This is a genomic window from Labrenzia sp. THAF35 (genome assembly GCF_009363595.1).
Lineage (GTDB): Bacteria > Pseudomonadota > Alphaproteobacteria > Rhizobiales > Stappiaceae > Roseibium > Roseibium algicola.
This window is the reverse complement of sequence record NZ_CP045380.1, coordinates 5,271,683-5,289,221: the sequence shown is the minus strand read 5'-3', so window position 1 is coordinate 5,289,221 and position 17,539 is coordinate 5,271,683. Positions and strand designations below refer to the sequence as shown.

Annotated in this window: 18 protein-coding genes; 15 read left to right on the top strand and 3 right to left on the bottom strand. The window is 58.8% G+C overall.

The genetic code is table 11. From position 1 onward, the window contains the following. The first annotated feature begins 157 nt into the window (after nt 1–157). The 9 genes from glyA to FIU93_RS24320 all read left to right on the top strand — a co-directional run bounded on the left by glyA (nt 158) and on the right by FIU93_RS24320 (nt 9,663). On the top strand, nt 158–1,468 hold the full coding sequence (gene glyA, locus FIU93_RS24360) for a serine hydroxymethyltransferase (RefSeq protein WP_031270645.1): 1,311 nt from the start codon (nt 158–160) through the stop codon (nt 1,466–1,468). Nucleotides 1,469–1,496: 28 nt separating this feature from the next. Further along, nucleotides 1,497–1,973, top strand: a complete 477-nt coding sequence (gene nrdR, locus FIU93_RS24355) for a transcriptional regulator NrdR (RefSeq protein ID WP_023003806.1) — start codon at nt 1,497–1,499, stop codon at nt 1,971–1,973. A 20-nt stretch (nt 1,974–1,993) separates the two neighbouring features. Then, nucleotides 1,994–3,118, top strand: coding sequence for a bifunctional diaminohydroxyphosphoribosylaminopyrimidine deaminase/5-amino-6-(5-phosphoribosylamino)uracil reductase RibD (gene ribD, locus FIU93_RS24350; RefSeq protein ID WP_152507021.1), 1,125 nt, complete (start codon nt 1,994–1,996; stop codon nt 3,116–3,118). A gap of 1 nt (nt 3,119) precedes the next feature. Then, a complete protein-coding gene (locus FIU93_RS24345; RefSeq protein WP_152507020.1) occupies nt 3,120–3,731 on the top strand; it encodes a riboflavin synthase in 612 nt (203 codons plus the stop codon). A gap of 157 nt (nt 3,732–3,888) precedes the next feature. Then, nucleotides 3,889–4,338, top strand: a complete 450-nt coding sequence (gene ribH / locus FIU93_RS24340) for a 6,7-dimethyl-8-ribityllumazine synthase (protein WP_023003809.1) — start codon at nt 3,889–3,891, stop codon at nt 4,336–4,338. Between the two features lie 5 nt (nt 4,339–4,343). Then, entirely contained in the window at nt 4,344–4,865 is a 522-nt protein-coding gene (gene nusB, locus FIU93_RS24335; protein ID WP_023003810.1) for a transcription antitermination factor NusB, read from the top strand. A 2-nt stretch (nt 4,866–4,867) separates the two neighbouring features. Then, nucleotides 4,868–5,866 (top strand): thiamine-phosphate kinase, encoded by a 999-nt coding sequence (gene thiL / locus FIU93_RS24330; RefSeq protein ID WP_152507019.1) that lies wholly within the window; start codon nt 4,868–4,870, stop codon nt 5,864–5,866. Nucleotides 5,867–6,084: 218 nt separating this feature from the next. Then, nucleotides 6,085–7,308, top strand: coding sequence for an MFS transporter (locus FIU93_RS24325; RefSeq protein WP_031270647.1), 1,224 nt, complete (start codon nt 6,085–6,087; stop codon nt 7,306–7,308). Between the two features lie 219 nt (nt 7,309–7,527). Next, complete coding sequence (locus tag FIU93_RS24320; RefSeq protein ID WP_023003813.1) at nt 7,528–9,663, top strand: sodium-translocating pyrophosphatase; 2,136 nt, start codon at nt 7,528–7,530, stop codon at nt 9,661–9,663. A gap of 65 nt (nt 9,664–9,728) precedes the next feature. Here FIU93_RS24320 and bamE read toward each other — a convergent pair whose 3' ends face one another. Then, nucleotides 9,729–10,166, bottom strand: coding sequence for an outer membrane protein assembly factor BamE (gene bamE / locus FIU93_RS24315; RefSeq protein WP_006931570.1), 438 nt, complete (start codon nt 10,164–10,166; stop codon nt 9,729–9,731). Nucleotides 10,167–10,204: 38 nt separating this feature from the next. Between bamE and FIU93_RS24310 the strand changes: the two genes are divergently transcribed. The 6 genes from FIU93_RS24310 to FIU93_RS24285 all read left to right on the top strand — a co-directional run bounded on the left by FIU93_RS24310 (nt 10,205) and on the right by FIU93_RS24285 (nt 14,785). Then, the gene (locus tag FIU93_RS24310; RefSeq protein WP_208984134.1) at nt 10,205–10,828 is read left to right on the top strand and encodes a ubiquinol-cytochrome C chaperone family protein; all 624 of its coding nucleotides are present in this window, start codon (nt 10,205–10,207) and stop codon (nt 10,826–10,828) included. A gap of 55 nt (nt 10,829–10,883) precedes the next feature. Next, the gene (locus tag FIU93_RS24305; RefSeq protein ID WP_152507018.1) at nt 10,884–11,456 is read left to right on the top strand and encodes a DUF177 domain-containing protein; all 573 of its coding nucleotides are present in this window, start codon (nt 10,884–10,886) and stop codon (nt 11,454–11,456) included. Between the two features lie 214 nt (nt 11,457–11,670). Continuing rightward, the gene (gene plsX / locus FIU93_RS24300; protein ID WP_023003817.1) at nt 11,671–12,735 is read left to right on the top strand and encodes a phosphate acyltransferase PlsX; all 1,065 of its coding nucleotides are present in this window, start codon (nt 11,671–11,673) and stop codon (nt 12,733–12,735) included. Next, nucleotides 12,732–13,709, top strand: a complete 978-nt coding sequence (locus FIU93_RS24295; protein ID WP_152507017.1) for a beta-ketoacyl-ACP synthase III — start codon at nt 12,732–12,734, stop codon at nt 13,707–13,709. The genes plsX and FIU93_RS24295 overlap by 4 nt, the downstream gene beginning before the upstream one ends. Before the next feature lie 141 nt (nt 13,710–13,850). Next, nucleotides 13,851–14,165, top strand: coding sequence for an integration host factor subunit alpha (locus FIU93_RS24290; RefSeq protein WP_023003819.1), 315 nt, complete (start codon nt 13,851–13,853; stop codon nt 14,163–14,165). 20 nt (nt 14,166–14,185) lie between these two features. Then, nucleotides 14,186–14,785 carry a MerR family transcriptional regulator gene (locus FIU93_RS24285; protein ID WP_152507016.1) on the top strand — a complete coding sequence of 200 codons (600 nt, stop codon included), beginning with the start codon at nt 14,186–14,188 and terminating at the stop codon, nt 14,783–14,785. 15 nt (nt 14,786–14,800) lie between these two features. Here FIU93_RS24285 and FIU93_RS24280 read toward each other — a convergent pair whose 3' ends face one another. Together FIU93_RS24280 and FIU93_RS24275 are read right to left on the bottom strand one after the other, a co-directional pair. Beyond that, nucleotides 14,801–16,180 carry a hypothetical protein gene (locus FIU93_RS24280; protein WP_152507015.1) on the bottom strand — a complete coding sequence of 460 codons (1,380 nt, stop codon included), beginning with the start codon at nt 16,178–16,180 and terminating at the stop codon, nt 14,801–14,803. A gap of 106 nt (nt 16,181–16,286) precedes the next feature. Next, on the bottom strand, nt 16,287–17,486 hold the full coding sequence (locus FIU93_RS24275; protein WP_152507014.1) for a glycerophosphodiester phosphodiesterase family protein: 1,200 nt from the start codon (nt 17,484–17,486) through the stop codon (nt 16,287–16,289). Between the last annotated feature and the right edge of the window lie 53 nt (nt 17,487–17,539).

Below are 17,539 nucleotides of genomic sequence, written 5' to 3'. Positions count from 1 at the left end.
GTGTCGTTTTCCAAACTGGACGCGTCGGTATGCCCCTTGGTTCTGGTCGGGGTGTGTGTTAATTCCTCGCCTCACACAGGCATGACGGTCGAAAGCGTCCTTCCGGACATTGGCCGCCGATGCTCCTGATCTATCAAAAGAACACAAGGATGGCGCTATGTCTTTGATGGAAAGCTCCGATCAGTCCCTGCAGTCCGGTTTCTTCACCCGCAGCCTTGCTGAAGCCGATCCGGATATCTTCGACACGATCGGCAAGGAACTCGGCCGTCAGCAGCATGAAATCGAGCTGATTGCTTCGGAAAACATCGTTTCCCGCGCAGTGCTGGAAGCACAGGGCTCGATCTTCACCAACAAATATGCCGAAGGTTATCCGGGCAAGCGCTACTATGGCGGTTGTGAGTTCGCCGACATTGCCGAAACGCTGGCAATCGAGCGCGCGAAGGAACTGTTCGGCTGCCAGTTTGCCAACGTTCAGCCGAACTCCGGCAGCCAGATGAACCAGGCGGTGTTCCTGGCTCTTCTGCAGCCTGGCGACACCTTCATGGGCCTGGATCTCAACTCCGGTGGTCACCTGACCCACGGTTCCCCGGTCAACATGTCCGGCAAGTGGTTCAACGTCGTCTCCTATGGCGTGCGTGAGGACGACCATCTTCTCGACATGGATGAGGTCGAGCGCCTTGCCAACGAACACAAGCCCAAGCTGATCCTGGCCGGCGGCACCGCCTATTCCCGTATCTGGGACTGGAAGCGGTTCCGCGAAATCGCCGACAGCATTGGTGCCTATCTCATGGTCGACATGGCGCATATCGCCGGTCTGGTTGCAGGTGGTGTCCACCCGTCGCCGGTTCCGCACGCCCACGTCGTCACCACCACCACCCACAAGTCCCTGCGCGGTCCGCGCGGCGGCATGATCCTGAGCAACGACGAAGCGATCGCCAAGAAGATCAATTCGGCCGTCTTCCCGGGTCTTCAGGGTGGCCCGCTGATGCATGTGATTGCTGCCAAGGCCGTTGCCTTCAAGGAAGCACTGCAGCCGGAATTCAAGGCTTATGCCCGCGCCGTTCAGGAAAATGCCAAGGTTCTGGCTGAAGTCCTGAAGGAACAGGGTCTGGATATCGTTTCCGGCGGCACCGACAACCACCTGATGCTGGTGGACCTGCGTCCGAAGAACGCCACCGGCAAGGTGGCTGAAAAATCTCTCGGCCGCGCCAACATCACCTGCAACAAGAACGGTATCCCGTTCGACCCGGAAAAGCCGTTTGTCACGTCTGGCGTTCGTCTCGGCACCCCGGCAGCGACCACACGCGGCTTCGGTGTTGCGGAATTCCGCGAAGTCGGTCTGCTGATCACGGAAGTGTTGGACGGTTTGAAGGCCGCAAACAGTGAAGAGGGCAACGCGGCAGTTGAAGCGGCGGTCAAAGCCAAGGTAGAAGCACTGACGGCCCGGTTCCCGATCTACGGGGGCTAATCGCGGGCTCGCTCAGGAGCTTTAAGACATGAGATGTCCGTTTTGCGGGGGTGAGGAAACCCAGGTCAAGGATTCCCGCCCGACCGAGGACAATACAGCCATCCGCCGCCGCAGGATCTGCAATACCTGCGGCGGCAGGTTCACCACCTTCGAGCGCGTGCAGCTGCGCGAACTCCTGGTGCTTAAACGCTCCGGTCGCCGCGTTCCCTTCGACAGGGAAAAACTGATGCGGTCCGTGCAGATCGCGGTGCGCAAGCGGCCCGTGGATCCTGACAAGATCGAACGCATGGTCTCCGGCATCGTTCGCCAGCTCGAAAGTTCAGGCGAAACCGAAATCACCGCGGAAACCATCGGCAACCACGTCATGGAAGGCCTGAAGGGCATCGATGACGTTGCCTATGTCCGCTTTGCCTCCGTTTACAAGAACTTCCGTGAGGCGAAGGATTTCGAAGCCCTTCTGGATGAGCTGAGCGATCCGGACGGACAGCCGCTCAAAAACTCCTGACCTGCAGTATCCGGTTCTTGATGTCCGAGCTTTCCAATCTTGATGCCCGTTTCATGGCGGCCGCCGAACGCCTTGCCCGTCGTGGTCTCGGCCGTGTGTGGCCCAATCCTTCCGTGGCTGCGCTCATCGTTCGTTTCGACGCAGGTGTCGCTGTTCTCGTGGGCAGAGGCGTCACGTCCCGTCCCGGCATGGCGCATGCGGAAGTCAACGCCTTGAACCAGGCGGGGGACAGGGCGAAAGGGGCGACCTGTTACGTCACCCTGGAGCCATGTTCTCACTACGGCCGAACCCCGCCTTGCGCCAAGGCTCTGATCGAGGCAGGCGTGAAACGCGTGGTCGTCGGTATGCTGGACCCGAACCCGCGTGTCGCTGGCCGTGGTGTCGCCATGCTGCGCGATGCGGGCATCGAGGTGGAAGTGGGTGTGCGCGAAAAGGCCATGCATGCGCTGTACCGAGGGTTCACCTACAGGCAACTGAAACAGCGTCCAGTGGTTTTCCTGAAGCTGGCTGTTTCCAGGGATGGATTTATCGGCCGGGCAGGCGAAGGTCAGGTCAAGATCTCCGGTGCCTTGTCGATGCGCAAGGTCCATGGGTTTCGCGCCGAATGCGACGCCATCCTGGTCGGTTCAGGCACAGCGCTTGCCGATGACCCGCAACTGACCTGCAGACTTCCGGGCCTCGCTGATCGCTCTCCTGTGCGGGTCATCATCGACCGGTGTGCCCGGCTGCCATTGACTTCCAAACTGGTGCAAACCTGCGTCGACGTGCCTGTCTGGCTTGTGTGTGGCAATGCGGCGGATGCTGACAAGCTGGCGGACCTGGCGGCTGCTGGCGTCAATGTCATCCGGGTGCCCGCTGAAGAAACCGGCATCAAGCCCTCTGTCATCCTGAGTGCGCTGGCAACACGCGGCATAACGCGGGTGATGGTTGAAGGTGGTTCCCGTCTGGCGTCGTCTTTCCTGGCGGCGGACCTGGTGGATGATCTTTGTGTCGTTACCGGGGATATCGTAATCGGCGAAGGCGGCATACCTGCTCTGCACGGTCTTGACCTTGCAGATGTTCTCAAAGACCCCAAATTCGAGCGGGTCGATGCGGGCCGTTTCGGTCCGGACAGTTTTGTTTATCTCAGACGGCGCGGAGCCTGACATGTTCACCGGAATTGTGACCGACCTCGGCGAGATCCTCGCTATCGACAAGATCCCTGCCGGAATGCGGACGCGGATCCGCACCGCCTACGATACGAATGACTTTGACATCGGGGCTTCGATTTCCTGTTCTGGCGTCTGCCACACGGTGACAGCCAAGGACAACGGATCCAATGGCAACTGGTTTGAAGTGGAATCGGCCGCCGAAACCCTGGCTCTGACCAACGTCGCATCCTGGAAAGTGGGGCAGAAACTCAATCTGGAACGCTCGCTGACGATGGGTGCGGAACTGGGCGGGCACCTGGTTCTTGGCCATGTCGATGGACTTGCAACGGTGACAAAGCGTGAAGACCATCCGGATTCGGTCTATTTCCAGTTCGAGGCACCAGAAGAAGCCGCCCCTTTCATCGCCAAGAAGGGCTCGGTCGCACTCGACGGTACGTCCCTCACGGTGAACGAGGTCGACGGCTTGCTCTTCTCCGTCTTCCTGATCCCGCATACGCTCGAAGTCACGACCTGGTCCGATCGGCAGGTCGGTGACAAGATCAACCTGGAAGTGGATATGATGGCCCGCTACGCCGCCCGTCTTGCGGAATTTTCCAAGACCGGGTAGGGGACGGTCCCAACACCTTCGAAAAGAGCTAATATCATTTACCGCCTTAACCACGGGACGAACTCGTCACCGGGATATCGTGGTCCTTTACGAATGAGACTGGACAAACCGGGGCAGACGTGGTTCCTGTCGCGGCCTTACATAGGAACGAAAACCCATGAGCGCTGCACCGAAACTTCTGATCATCGAAGCCCGTTTCTACGAGGATCTGGCCGATGCTCTCGCAGAAGGCGCGATCAAGACCATTGAGGCTGCCGGCGCAAGCTATGACCGGATCGCAGTTCCGGGCGTCCTGGAAATTCCGGCTGCCCTGTCCATGGCTCTGACGGCAATGGAAAATGACGGCGAGCTTTACGACGGCTTCGTTCTGCTGGGTGTCGTCATTCGCGGCGAGACCACCCATTACGATATTGTTGCCAATGAATCGAACCGGGTGATCATGGATTTGATCGTCGATGCGGATCTGGCTGTCGGAAATGGTATCCTGACCGTTGAAAACGGTGAGCAGGCATGGGCCCGCGCGAAGGTGGACGACAAGGACAAAGGCGGCGCGGCTGCCCGTGCTGCCCTCGACATGATCGCCCTGCGCGAGCGGCTTGGAGTATAAGAAGAATGACCGGAAAGGCCGACCCGGAAAAACCGGCTGGAAAAACTGTGCGCCCTGCAAACAAACGCGGCGTGGCTCGCCTTGCCGCTGTTCAGGCTCTTTATCAGATGGACGTAGGCGGTGCGCCGCTGACCAGTGTCGTCAGCGAATTCACTGCCTTTCGACTCGGCAAGGAAATCGACGGTGCGCAGTATCGCGAAGCCGACGAACAATGGTTCAAGCAGATCCTTGCCGGCGTTGTGGAGGACCAGAAGTTTCTGGATCCCTACATTCACACTGCGTTGGCCGAAGACTGGCCCCTGAAGCGTATCGACAGCCTGCTGCGGGCCATCCTCCGCTCGGGCTCCTACGAGCTGCTGCGCCGCAAGGATGTTCCGGCCAAGGTGATCATTTCCGAGTATATCGACGTTACCAAGGCCTTCTTCGATGATGATGAGCCCGGCCTTGTCAACGGCGTGCTCGACCGTCTTGCGCATGAACTGCGCAGCGGCGAACTCGAGGAAAAGAAAACGGACGGCGCCTCCTGATCATGGGCGCTGACCGGCCAGGCGAATTCGAGCTGATCCGGCGTTTCTTTGCCCCTTTGGCAAAAGACCCGGGCAGTCTCGGTCTGACCGACGATGCTGCGGTGCTGACACCGCGGGAAGGCCATGATCTCGTTCTGACCAAGGACGTGCTGGCGGCCGATATTCATTTCTTTGCTGAAGATGCACCGGAAGCGATTGCCGCCAAGGCACTGAGGGTCAACCTCTCGGACCTTGCGGCGAAGGGCGCACGTCCGCGCGGCTATCTGATGGGGCTTTCGTTGCCGTCCGACTGGACAGTCGACTGGCTTGAGCGGTTCTGCAACGGCCTGGCGGCTGACCAGGCGGCCTATGATTTCCATCTTCTGGGCGGTGACACGGTCCGTTCCGGCAATGGTCTGCAGGTGTCGATCACGGCAATAGGCGAGGTTGAAACCGGCAGCGCAGTTCGGCGGTCCGGGGCACGGCCGGGCGATCTTCTGTTTGTTACCGGAACCATTGGCGACGCCGCTGCCGGTCTTCAGGCGCGCCTCAATCCCGACTTCTGCCGCGATCATGATCTGACAGAGAGCGAAGAAGCCCATATTCTCGGCCGTTACCTGCTGCCGAGGCCGCGCACGAGGCTTGCCGGGGCAGTGACCGATTATGCTTCGGCTGCCATGGACGTGTCAGATGGCCTGTTTGCCGACTGCGCGCATATGGCCAGCGCTTCGGCGTTGGACCTCACGATTGACCTGGATCAGGTGCCGCTTTCACAGGCGCTCGCCCATCTCAAGATCAAGTCACCAGAGGACTTTGCCCGGTGCCTGAACGGTGGCGACGATTACGAAATCCTGATGGCGGTGCCGGAAGACGTTTCTGGTACCTTCTGCCGGGTTGCTCATCTTGCCGGCTGTGCCGTCACGCAAATCGGTCATGCCCGGGCAGGTGAGGGCCGAATTCGGCTTGAGGAAGCCGGGCAACCTGTCGACTACGGTCGCTTTGCGGGCTTCAGTCACTTTTAGCTATTGCAAAGGGTAGGTGCCGGAATTTTACCAGGCCGGATCCATCGCCCGAATGCCTGCTTCCTATGGTGTTGCGCTTTCGTGCCGCTTGGCCGCGACGTGCCGCACGTTACAGCTCTCGGCTGGTCTCCAGTTGCAAATGAAACTTCTGGTCTTTCGCGGTCGGCTGTTGGCGTGTTATGTGCCATGCAAACTTCTGCCTTCCTGAAAGTATCCAAATGACCGTGACGACCCCCGATAGCTTTGTCGACGACAGTCTGGCAAAACGAAACGCGCTGCTATTGGCTCTGGCGCAGGCAATTGGTGGGGCTTCGGCGTCGATCGTGATCGCAACGGCGCCGCTGGTCGGGTATTCGATGCTGGATACGGACAAGTCTCTGGCGACCTTGCCCGTGTCGGCGATGGTCCTGGGAACAGCTTTCGGGACCATTCCCGCCGGCATGATCATGCGCCGATACGGCCGCAGGACCGGTTTCATGGGGGCAGCTTTGCTTGGGGCCATCGCCGGGCTGCTGGCGGCATTCGCGGTTTTTCAGGACGAGTTTCTGATGTTTGCCCTCGGGTGCTGCATCAGCGGTTTTGCAGGCGCATTCGTGCAGCAATACCGCTTTGCGGCAGCGGACACGGCAAGTGACGCCTTCAAGCCGAAGGCCATCTCATGGGTGCTTGCCGGTGGTGTTCTGGCAGGGGTGGTTGGTCCGCAAACGGTTATCGCCACCAAGGACCTGTTCTCGCCAATCCTGTTCGCCGGAACCTATCTGGCGCAGGCTGGCTTGTCCCTGATTGCCTTTTTCCTCGTGGCTTTTCTCCGAATTCCAAAGCCGCAGCGGCACAGCCATACTCAGGCGGGTGGACGTCCACTGCGCCAGATCATGTCGCAACGCCGTTTCATCGTCGCGGCAGCCTGCGGTATCTGTTCCTATGCGCTCATGAGCATGGTGATGACGGCCACGCCGCTGGCCATGATCGGCTGCGGCCTGTCGCAGAATGACGCCACGCTTGGCATTCAGTGGCATGTGCTTGCCATGTTCGGTCCGAGTTTCTTCACGGGTAATCTCATCGGTCGCTTCGGCAAGGAGCGGATCGTCTCGATTGGCCTGCTGCTGCTGGCCGGATGTTCCGTGGTCGCGTTGATGGGGGTCGACCTTGCCAACTTCTGGATTGCGCTGATCCTGCTCGGCCTTGGCTGGAACTTCGGCTTCATCGGAGCCACCGCCATGCTGACGGATACCTACCGGCCCGAAGAGCGGAACCTGGTGCAGGCGGTCAACGATTTCCTGGTGTTCGGCTTTGTTGCCGCCGCTTCGTTCTCGTCCGGTGCTTTGCTGAATGTCTATGGCTGGAACACGGTCACCCTTCTGGTGTTTCCGTTTGTGGTGCTCTGCATCGGCTTGCTTATCTGGCTTGCAGTTGCGGAAAGAAGAGCGGATACAACCGCTTAAAGTACCTTCGAAATTCCATTTCGTCAGCGCAGCATAATTACTGCGCTGCATCAAACAATACCGTAACGGAAGTTTTGAATTAAACAATGTGAGAGCTTGACGAGGCGCGCCGCTTTGCTGCTATCGTTACCCTCCCTCACGTCGAGGAATTGATGTGAAGGGCCGTCAGGCGGCAAAAAACGACAAGAAAATCAGTCCGCCGCAGCTTTGGGAGGAAGTATGATCGAGCTTGTCGTCATCATTTGTGGCCTCTTGTCCATTGCCTATGGGGCGTGGGCCATCCAGTCCGTTATGGCAGCGGATGCAGGGAACGCGCGCATGCAGGAGATCGCCGAGGCGATCCAGGAAGGGGCTAGCGCTTATCTCAATCGTCAATATACGACTATTGCCATTGTGGGGGCCGTTGTTTTCGTGCTCGCCTGGCTATTGCTTTCCGGCACCGCGGCAATCGGATTTGCCATCGGCGCCGTCCTCTCGGGAGCTGCCGGTTACATCGGCATGATGGTTTCCGTCCGGGCCAATGTGCGCACCGCCCAGGCGGCCAGCCAAAGCCTCGGGGCAGGGCTGGAAATCGCGTTCAAGGCCGGTGCCGTCACCGGCCTTTTGGTTGCCGGGCTCGCGTTGCTTGGCGTGGCAGTCTATTTTGCCATCCTCACCGGAATGATGGGGTACGACCCGACGGACCGTACAGTGATCGACGCGCTGGTCGCGCTCGGCTTCGGTGCCTCCCTCATATCGATCTTCGCCCGTCTCGGCGGCGGTATCTTCACCAAGGGGGCTGACGTAGGCGGTGACCTGGTCGGCAAGGTTGAAGCCGGAATTCCGGAGGATGATCCACGCAACCCGGCGACTATCGCCGACAACGTCGGCGACAATGTCGGCGACTGTGCGGGCATGGCGGCCGATTTGTTCGAAACCTACGCGGTGACGGTCGTCGCCACGATGGTTCTGGCCTCGATCTTCTTCACGAGCAGCCAGGCCATCGACCTGATGCACCTGCCGTTGCTGATCGGAGCTAGCTGCGTGGTGACGTCCATCATCGGCACGTTCTTCGTCAAGCTCGGCAGCAACAACTCGATCATGGGGGCGCTCTACAAGGGCTTCATTGCCACGGCGGTTCTGTCCGCGGTAGCCCTCGCGATCATCATCTTCGGCTGGATCGGTGCCGGCACCGAGTTCACGACATCGGGCGGCACGACCTTTACCGGGTTCGATCTGTTCGTCTGTGGTCTCGTAGGTCTCGTGGTGACCGGGCTGATCATCTGGGTGACCGAATATTACACCGGCACGGAGTATCGTCCGGTGCGATCCATCGCCCAGGCATCGGTGACCGGTCATGGCACCAACGTGATCCAGGGTCTGGCCGTGTCACTGGAAGCAACGGCCCTGCCGGCGCTGATCATCATCGCGGGCATTCTGGTCACCTACGCTTTCGCGGGCCTCTTCGGGATTGCGATTGCGGTAACGACCATGCTGGCGCTCGCAGGTATGGTGGTAGCGCTCGACGCCTTTGGTCCGGTGACCGATAACGCCGGGGGGATTGCCGAAATGGCGGATCTTCCGGCGGAAGTGCGTACCACGACGGACGCCCTCGATGCGGTCGGGAACACCACCAAGGCGGTCACCAAGGGCTATGCCATCGGGTCCGCAGGGCTTGGTGCGCTGGTGCTCTTTGCGGCCTATACGGAAGACCTGAAGTTCTTCTCCAGCAATGCTGCGGAAGGGTCGATCTTCTATGGCATCGACGTCGGCACCCTGTTCACATTGTCCAATCCCTATGTGGTTGCAGGTCTCCTGTTCGGCGGTCTGTTGCCCTATCTCTTCGGCGGCATTTCAATGACCGCCGTCGGCAGGGCTGCCGGAGCGGTGGTGGAGGAAGTCCGCCGCCAGTTCAAGGAAAAGCCGGGTATCATGCAGGGCACGGAACGGCCGGATTACGGCCGTGCGGTGGACATGCTCACAAAGGCGGCGATCCGGGAGATGATCATCCCCTCGCTGCTGCCGGTGCTGTCGCCCATCGTGGTGTTCTTCCTGGTCAAGGCCGTGGCAACTCCGGCCGACGCCTTCGCGGCGCTTGGAGCAATGCTGCTGGGTGTGATCGTGACAGGGCTCTTCGTGGCCATTTCCATGACCGCCGGTGGCGGTGCCTGGGATAACGCCAAGAAGTCCTTCGAGGACGGCTTCACCGACAAGGACGGTGTGACCCACCAGAAAGGCAGCGAGGCGCACAAGGCCTCGGTGACAGGCGATACGGTTGGGGATCCCTACAAGGATACCGCCGGTCCGGCTGTGAACCCGATGATCAAGATCACCAACATCGTGGCCTTGCTGCTGTTGGCGATCCTGGCGCACTGACGCCCCGGAAAAAGAAAGCCCCGGCCGATGGCCGGGGCTTTTTGCATAGGGTTGAGACTTTTGCCTCAGAGACCAAGGCTCGGGTTGGTCGCACCGCGCAGGATCTGCGTCAGGAAGCCATAGTCGGCACCGCCCGTACGGGTCTTGCGGGTGACGATGTCGACGATCTTGCCGTCTTCAAGCGAGTAGTTGCCGAGGTCCTGGACGTAGCCGTCCTTGTCGAAGTAAACCGCTACGACGCGCTGCTCGACGATATCCGGAGCCATGAAGGCGGTCGTGGCGGTTTTCTGCGAAATGTAATAGTAGGCATCGCCGTTGAGGCTGGACGTAGTCGACGGGGTTCCCAGGACCAGCTCAACCTGTTCGCGGCTGGAGCCGACCTGAACCTGGTTCAGCATGTCGCTGGTGATCACGTGCCCGTGCGTATAGGTGGAGGTAAAACAGCCGCCGAGCGGTAAGGTGACCAGAAGCGGAAGGATCAGGGCGCTTGCCTTGAAGTTCATCTAAGAATTCCCGTTTCGCCAGACCGGTCTGGCTGCTCTTGAATTTCGTTGCTTGGCAAAGTCACTATCGTGGGATAGGGCACAAGGCAACACCTGACTTAAAAGGAGATGCCATGCTGTTTGGCCTGTTCCGCCGTCGGACCCGCGATGCCGAGCACAAGGTCTATTGTGAAATCGTGGCTCAAGCACGGCAGCCAGTCTTTTACACCGACTTTCACGTGCCCGATAGTGTCGACGGCCGTTTTGACATGATCGTGGCCCATGCAGTGCTGTATTTCCGCCGGATGCGCGGGGAGGGGAAGTCGGTCTCGGAGTTTACGCAGAACGTCTTTGACCTGTTCTTTCTGGACATGGATGCATCGCTGCGTGAAATGGGTGTCAGCGACACGCGCGTGCCCAAGAAGGTGAAAGTCATGGGCGAAGCCTTTTATGGTCGTGCCGATGCCTATATTCCGGCGATTGAATCAAAAAACGTTGAGGAGCTGGCAGAGGCGCTCGGCCGCAACATCTATCCGGATGCACCGGAGCCGGTCGCACAGAAGCGTTTGGCGTACTATATGCTGGAAGCTGCCGAAAGCCTCGAGGGGCAGACGGTGGAAGCACTGATGAACGGGAGCATCGTCTGGTCCGACCCTGAAAAATTCAAGGCATTGCCGGTCTGAGAGCCAAGCCGGCGGTGCAAGAGGCCGCGACAAAGGTGCCAAGGTAAAAACAAAAATGACAAAAGAAACTTTCCCCTATTCGTACAAGGTCAACGCCGCCCGCGTTGTCGACAAGGACGAACGCGTCACTGTCAGTCCGGACGAAGCCGCGCTCAAGGCCATAGCCAAGACCTATGAGCTCGATGGTATTCGTGACCTCAAGGCGGATTTTCTTCTGAAACCGTATCGCAAGGCGGGACTGCGTGTCGTCGGCCCGCTGACGGCAACGCTGGAACAGACCTGTGTGGTGTCGCTGGAACCTTTCGAAAGCCAGCTGAAGATCGATGTCGATCGCACCTTCGAACCCCAGTCCAGCCGGCCGCGCAAGGTCAGCGATCTCAATGAGGACGGCGAGATTGAAATCGACCTGGAAACGCTCGACCCGCCCGATGTCATTCTGGACGGTGTTCTCGACCTTGGTGCCGTGATCTGCGAGGAACTTGCACTTACGCTCGACCCGTTCCCCCGCAAGCCGGGAGTGGAGTTCGAGGGTGGCGATGCCGACGACGACAGCGTCGATGAAGAGCCCGAGGCCAAACCGTCCCCCTTCGCCGCCTTGAAGGCACTCAAGGGACTGCCGGATAACTGATATCCATTGTATTCACAGGTGCCGGAACGATTTGGACTGGGTCTTCATGCAGGTTTTCAACGTCAGAACTCTCCGCGATCAGGAAAACGGTTGTCAGTCTTGCCAAAACCGTTATGTTCGCGCCCGTTCTAGGCCCTTGCCGGACCTGCAGGACTTTGTCTGGAAGCACCACTCGGTGCTGTTCTTGGTAGCGAAACGTCAAAAGACCTTCTAGATGGCGAAAACTATTCCGATTTCTCTGGATGCCATGGGCGGCGATCATGGGGCTGACGTCGTCATTCCCGGGGCGGAAATTGCGCTTGTCCGCCATCCTGACATCCGTTTCCTGCTGTTCGGCAATGAAAAGGTCGTGCTGCCGCTCCTGGAAAAGTATCCAAGGGTTCGCGATGCTTCGACGTTCCATCATTGCGATGTCTCCATTGCGATGGACACCAAGCCCAGTCAGGCCCTGCGTCAGGGTCGCTGGCGCTCGTCCATGTGGCGGTCCATCGAGGCGGTAAAGACCGGCGATGCATCCGTTGCGGTCTCTGCCGGCAACACGGGCGCGCTCATGGCCATGTCCAAGTTCTGCCTGCGGACAATGGCCAATATCGAACGTCCAGCGATCGCGGCCATCTGGCCGACCATGCGCGGCGAGTCCGTGGTGCTTGATGTCGGTGCAACGATTGGCGCCGACGCACAGCAGCTTATCGATTTCGCCATTCTCGGTGGCGCCATGGCGCGGGCCCTGTTCGGTGTCCAGAAGCCGAGCGTCGGCCTGCTGAACATCGGCGTGGAAGAAGTCAAGGGACTGGAAGAGGTTCGCACCGCCGGCCGGCTTCTGCGCGAAACGCCGCTGCGCTCGCTGCATTACGCCGGTTTCGTCGAGGGTGACGACCTTGGAAAAGGCACGGTCGATGTCGTCGTGACCGAAGGCTTTGCCGGTAACATCGCGCTCAAAACCGCGGAAGGCACAGCCAAGCAGATCGGCAGTTACTTGCGTTCGGCCATGAATCGGACCTTTATGTCCAAAATCGGCTATCTCTTCGCCAAGGGCGCCTTTGATCTGCTGCGCGAGAAAATGGATCCGCGCAAGGTCAACGGCGGCGTGTTCCTGGGACTGAATGGCATTGTGATCAAAAGTCACGGCGGGACGGATGCTGAAGGCTATGCCTCGGCGATCGACCTTGCCTACGACATGGTCAAAAACGAACTGACACACAAGATCGCCCAGGATCTTGTGCATTATCATCGTGGCCGCTTCGCAGAAGCCGCGCCGACATCGGAAGGTGATTTGTGAGCGTAATCCGTTCGACCGTAACCGGCTGCGGAAGTTTCCTGCCGGAAAAAATCCTGACCAACGACGATCTCTCCAAGATGGTCGACACGTCTGACGAATGGATCGTTCAGCGCACCGGCATCCAGCAGCGCCATGTTGCAGCCGAAGGCCAGATGACCTCGGACCTTGCTCTGGAAGCTGCCAAGCGCGCGCTGGAAAGCGCCGGCCGGGATGCTCAGGAGATCGACACCATCATTCTGGCGACCGCCACACCTGACAATACCTTTCCGGCAACGGCTGTCACCGTCCAGGCCAACCTGGGCATCTATCACGGTGCCGCATTCGATGTGCACGCCGTATGCTCGGGCTTTGTCTATGCCCTGACGACGGCCGATGCCTATATTCGGGCCGGCTTGTCGAAGCGCTGCCTGGTTATCGGTGCAGAGACGTTCTCACGCATTCTGGACTGGACCGACCGGACGACCTGCGTTCTCTTCGGCGACGGCGCTGGTGCTGTCGTGGTGGAAGCATCGGAAGGCGAAGGCACGACGGCTGACCGAGGTGTTCTCACATCGCACCTTCGCTCCGACGGCCGACACAAGGAAAAGCTCTTCGTCGACGGTGGACCGTCCTCGACCGGGACCGTTGGGCATCTCCGGATGGAAGGCCGTGAAGTCTACAAGCATGCGGTCGGCATGATCACCGACGTGATTGAAGATGCCTACAAGGCAACGGGCACCACATCGGAAGATCTCGACTGGTTCATTCCGCATCAGGCCAACAAGCGCATCATCGATGCCAGCGCCAAGAAACTCGGTATCGCGCCAGAGAAGGTCGTGACCACGGTCCAGCATCACGGCAACACCTCTGCAGCGTCCATTCCGCTTGCGCTGGACACGGCCGTCAGGGACGGACGTGTCAAAAAGAACGATCTCGTGATGCTGGAAGCAATGGGCGGCGGATTCACCTGGGGCTCCGTTCTGCTGCGCTGGTAAGTCCTGTCTAACTTCCTACGACAAATCTGATTTCCACCAAGAGTTCCGGTTGACCGGCTCGCCGCAAGGCCGTACCGTATGGCCTTGCATCGGAGTTCTTGTGCAAAATCAGCCAGATGATGGCGTCGTTGAGGAGGGGTTATGGGCAATCGGACTATTACCCGCGCTGATCTGTGTGAGGCCGTTTATCAGAAAGTTGGTCTGTCCCGGACCGAGTCTTCTGAATTGGTCGAACGCGTACTTTCTGAAATTTCCGACTGTCTTGTGACCGGAGAATCAGTAAAATTATCAAGCTTCGGGTCTTTTGTGGTCCGCTCCAAGGGGGAGCGCATCGGCCGCAATCCGAAGACCGGCGAGGAAGTACCTATTTCACCGCGCCGGGTGATGGTGTTCAAACCGTCTAACGTATTGAAACAGCGGATCAATGATGCGCTGACAGGACAGGCCAGCAAATAGCCAGAAAATTATAAGACCGGATGAGCTCGCAGGAAAAAAGCCCCGACGCCTTTCGTACTATCAGCGAAGTCGCAGAAGATCTTGACCTGCCGCAGCACGTGCTGCGGTTCTGGGAAACACGCTTCTCGCAGATCAAGCCGCTGAAGCGTGGGGGAGGTCGCCGGTACTACCGGCCGGACGATGTCGAGCTTCTGAAGGGCATCCGTCATCTGCTCTACGGTGAAGGCTACACGATCAAGGGTGTACAGCGGATCCTGAAAGAGCAGGGGCCACGCTTCGTCATGCAGATCCGGCATGAAGACATGTCGGCCCTGCAGGCCGTTGCCACTGCAGAACCGGCACAGACGGAACCTGCGCCTGCCCCTGCGATGATTTCCCAAAATGGCCAGCATGAAATCCATAACGGCCCGTTGCCAAGCGGCGTTCTGGCGGACAATGCACCGGAACCGTCACCAGCCCAGGGTCATGGGCATTTCAGTATTCTTGGTCGCCTGCGCGGTGAGAAACCGGCTCAAGGTGCGGGATCCCATTCGTCCGTGACGAAGGAGGATATCCGCCGCTTGCAGGCAACCCTCTTTGAGTTGCTGGAATGCAAGCGAACGCTGGATCAGGCGCGCTGACCTTCATAACTGACCTTATTGGTCTGCCTTGCGTTTGAAAAGTTTCGCCAGGAAGCCATGTTTTTTGCCGACCTTTTCCGAAGTTTCGTTCGAAACCTGAGCCTGCTTGACGAAGTCTCGCAATTCGGCAACCGACATCCTTTTTGATGACGGGGAAGTCTTTCCGGCAATGCGGGTGTCATCCAGCCGTCGGGCCGCGGTGGCGATCGTCTGATGAACTTGCGATGCGGTTGACGGTGAAACGGGTGTAGCAGTTTCAGGGTAAGCTGGTGTAGCTGGCTGGTCTGGCCGGTCCAGTGCCGACATCTCCTGTTCGAAATCCTCCTCGCTCCGAACGTCTGGAAGCTCTTGAGAGGAAGGCTCTTCTTTCAGCTCCTTTAAACGTTCCAGGATGGCTGCGTCCACGGGGTCGTGCGGGTCCAGTTCTGTGTCCTCGTTCCCGTCCGTAAAGCTCCCGGTTTCATTCAGGTCTTCATCGTAGCGAACGTATTTTGTCGGCACATCTTCACGGAGGATGCCAAATTTGGGATTGTGGACGACCTTGAGTTCAATCGTACCCAACCCGTCATCGTCTTCCTCATGGTAGATCACCTGGATCTTTTCGTTTTCCTCACGGCCAAAAACGTCTCCATCATCGATCAGGCGACTACTCTTGTTCGTGAACTTTGAAAACGCGACGAGGATCTCGGCAAGGTACTCTGGCGGCAACCTGCAAGGCAGAACTTCCACCCTGTACCCGGTTAGCCACTGGGAGCCGATCCCCATCATGCCGATCAATTGCTCGCCGGTTTCGGGATCCTGTTGTCCGTAAGGATTGGGCAAGAGGTACAGGTCGTCGTGGTTTGAGGCACGAGCCAGTGCCGAGAAGGCATCCGGCTTCAGCAGGAAGCTGCTAGGAGCCCAAAAGACAGCGTCCGGCCGGGATCTTTCCACGATGATCGCCGTGATCAACCTTGCGATCTCCATGGCTTGCAAGGTTTCCTCAGCCTCGCAGAAAGCCAGACTTTCTACTCCGGAAAGTGTCTTCAGGTTCTCTGGCAGCGAATCCGTGGGGATGAGGCTTTTTCTGACCGAAATCTGCGTGCAGGCCGCAATCTCGTTCAAAAGGTCGGCCGCTTCCGGAAAAGCGGTCCGGGCATAGATCGTTTCAAGCGCAGCATCTATCAGCGGCGTGTGTTCGAAGAGGCCTGTCTGTGTGACAAGAACATGGAACTTGCCGCACAGAAAACGCTTGTTGACGTCGTCTGACGTGTTCAACAGCTGGCAGGCGCTGCGCGGAACGCCCACCTTTTCCGCGACAGCTACAATGACAGCCATGATCGCGTCTCCGTCAAGCGGCTGATAGCGCTTGTAGAGGATCTGGGAATCGACGCTTGGAAGCGGATGCGTTTTCAACGGTAAGACCACACCTGATTTGCGGAATGATGCGGGAGGTTAGGCAACTTTGGTGAAAAAGGCCTTATCGCCTCTCACCTTGGTTGCCAAAACCGGTTCCTGCACGTCACTCCAGTCCGAGGCAGGACGCATAAAAGCTCGTGGTTGCCGGCCAGTCCGAAAAGATGCCCTTGACGCCAACCTGCCGCGCCAGAACATCCACAACCTCATAAAGCTTGCCGTCGCCGTCGATGGCATCGTTGACGGTCTGATAATACCAGCCGCCGCCGGACGACAGCGGTCCCGACCTTTCAAGCGTCCAGGCAATCAGCTCGATACCGGCTTCCTTCGCTGCAATCGCATAAGCCGAGGGAACGATCTTGCCGTCTTCCTGCGCTAGAAGGACAAACAGCGGCGGTGCGAGGTAGTTGACGCCCATGTCCTTCAGTTCGGTCATGGAAGGGGAGAATGTTTCCGGATCCATGGGATCGACATCGCGGCGGCTTTCAAGGAAGACTGCCTGCTTGCCGAAGTCCGGTTCGTTTTCGATCCAGTAGAGAACGTCATCAAGGTTGAAGGATTGCGGGTAGACGTCTTCTGCCGGAATGCCTGCCGCCTTGTATTCGTCAATCAGTTTCTGGGCGTAGTCGGCCTGAGTAAAGCCATCAAAAGGCATCTCGACTTCAGGGGCCTTCAACTCCGGAGTGAATTTCACGCCGAGGTCCTTGAAAAGGCGGATCGAGGCGTCGTGTGTCAGCAGCGTTCCCGTGCCCGCGTAAAGATCCGTGCGCCAGGGCGCGGTTCCATTCTGGTAAGCTTCAGGCGTTGTTGCCGTTTTGTCTGCACTGTCCATCTTGCCCTGCAAGGACGAGAACTCAGCCAGGGTCAGATCACTCGTCCGGCATTCGGCCGCAGCCGGGGTCTCACCCGAGGCCGGAGTGAAGCCCGTGGTGCATTTGTCGGCGAGATCGGTCGTCAGAATGTTTGTGGTCGTGTGCAGATCGTTCTGGGAATGCCGGCATACCAGTTCCTTGTCCTTGGTAAAGGTGACGTCGCATTCTAGGATACCCGCTCCCATGAGTGCCGCAGCCCGGTAGCCTTCCTCCGTGTGTTCTGGAAACTGCAATGGGGCACCTCGATGGCTGATGGAAAACAGGGTGCGTTTTGCCGGCTTGCCGATGCAGGCTTCCAAGGTGTCCTTCAGCGGGCCGTCAGCCATCTGGGACACAAGGTAGGCGGGGCGGGGCCCAAGCTCGACAGTGCCTGCTTGTGCAGGCAAGACGGCACACAGCCCGGTAAGGCAAAGAACAACTTGTTTGAGGTGCATGAGGTATCCAATGGCTTTCGTGGCAAGAAGGGCAATAATTAGCGGCACGCATG

Bases quoted from the DNA above. Each gene is read 5' to 3' on its own strand.
- glyA (WP_031270645.1), top strand. From the start codon at position 158: ATGTCTTTGATGGAAAGCTCCGATCAGTCCCTGCAGTCCGGTTTCTTC.
- FIU93_RS24275 (WP_152507014.1), bottom strand. From the start codon at position 17,486: ATGCACCTCAAACAAGTTGTTCTTTGCCTTACCGGGCTGTGTGCCGTC.
- FIU93_RS24345 (WP_152507020.1), top strand. From the start codon at position 3,120: ATGTTCACCGGAATTGTGACCGACCTCGGCGAGATCCTCGCTATCGAC.
- nusB (WP_023003810.1), top strand. From the start codon at position 4,344: ATGACCGGAAAGGCCGACCCGGAAAAACCGGCTGGAAAAACTGTGCGC.
- ribD (WP_152507021.1), top strand. From the start codon at position 1,994: ATGTCCGAGCTTTCCAATCTTGATGCCCGTTTCATGGCGGCCGCCGAA.
- bamE (WP_006931570.1), bottom strand. From the start codon at position 10,166: ATGAACTTCAAGGCAAGCGCCCTGATCCTTCCGCTTCTGGTCACCTTA.
- FIU93_RS24320 (WP_023003813.1), top strand. From the start codon at position 7,528: ATGATCGAGCTTGTCGTCATCATTTGTGGCCTCTTGTCCATTGCCTAT.
- plsX (WP_023003817.1), top strand. From the start codon at position 11,671: ATGGCGAAAACTATTCCGATTTCTCTGGATGCCATGGGCGGCGATCAT.
- FIU93_RS24290 (WP_023003819.1), top strand. From the start codon at position 13,851: ATGGGCAATCGGACTATTACCCGCGCTGATCTGTGTGAGGCCGTTTAT.
- FIU93_RS24305 (WP_152507018.1), top strand. From the start codon at position 10,884: ATGACAAAAGAAACTTTCCCCTATTCGTACAAGGTCAACGCCGCCCGC.
- ribH (WP_023003809.1), top strand. From the start codon at position 3,889: ATGAGCGCTGCACCGAAACTTCTGATCATCGAAGCCCGTTTCTACGAG.
- FIU93_RS24325 (WP_031270647.1), top strand. From the start codon at position 6,085: ATGACCGTGACGACCCCCGATAGCTTTGTCGACGACAGTCTGGCAAAA.
- thiL (WP_152507019.1), top strand. From the start codon at position 4,868: ATGGGCGCTGACCGGCCAGGCGAATTCGAGCTGATCCGGCGTTTCTTT.
- nrdR (WP_023003806.1), top strand. From the start codon at position 1,497: ATGAGATGTCCGTTTTGCGGGGGTGAGGAAACCCAGGTCAAGGATTCC.
- FIU93_RS24285 (WP_152507016.1), top strand. From the start codon at position 14,186: ATGAGCTCGCAGGAAAAAAGCCCCGACGCCTTTCGTACTATCAGCGAA.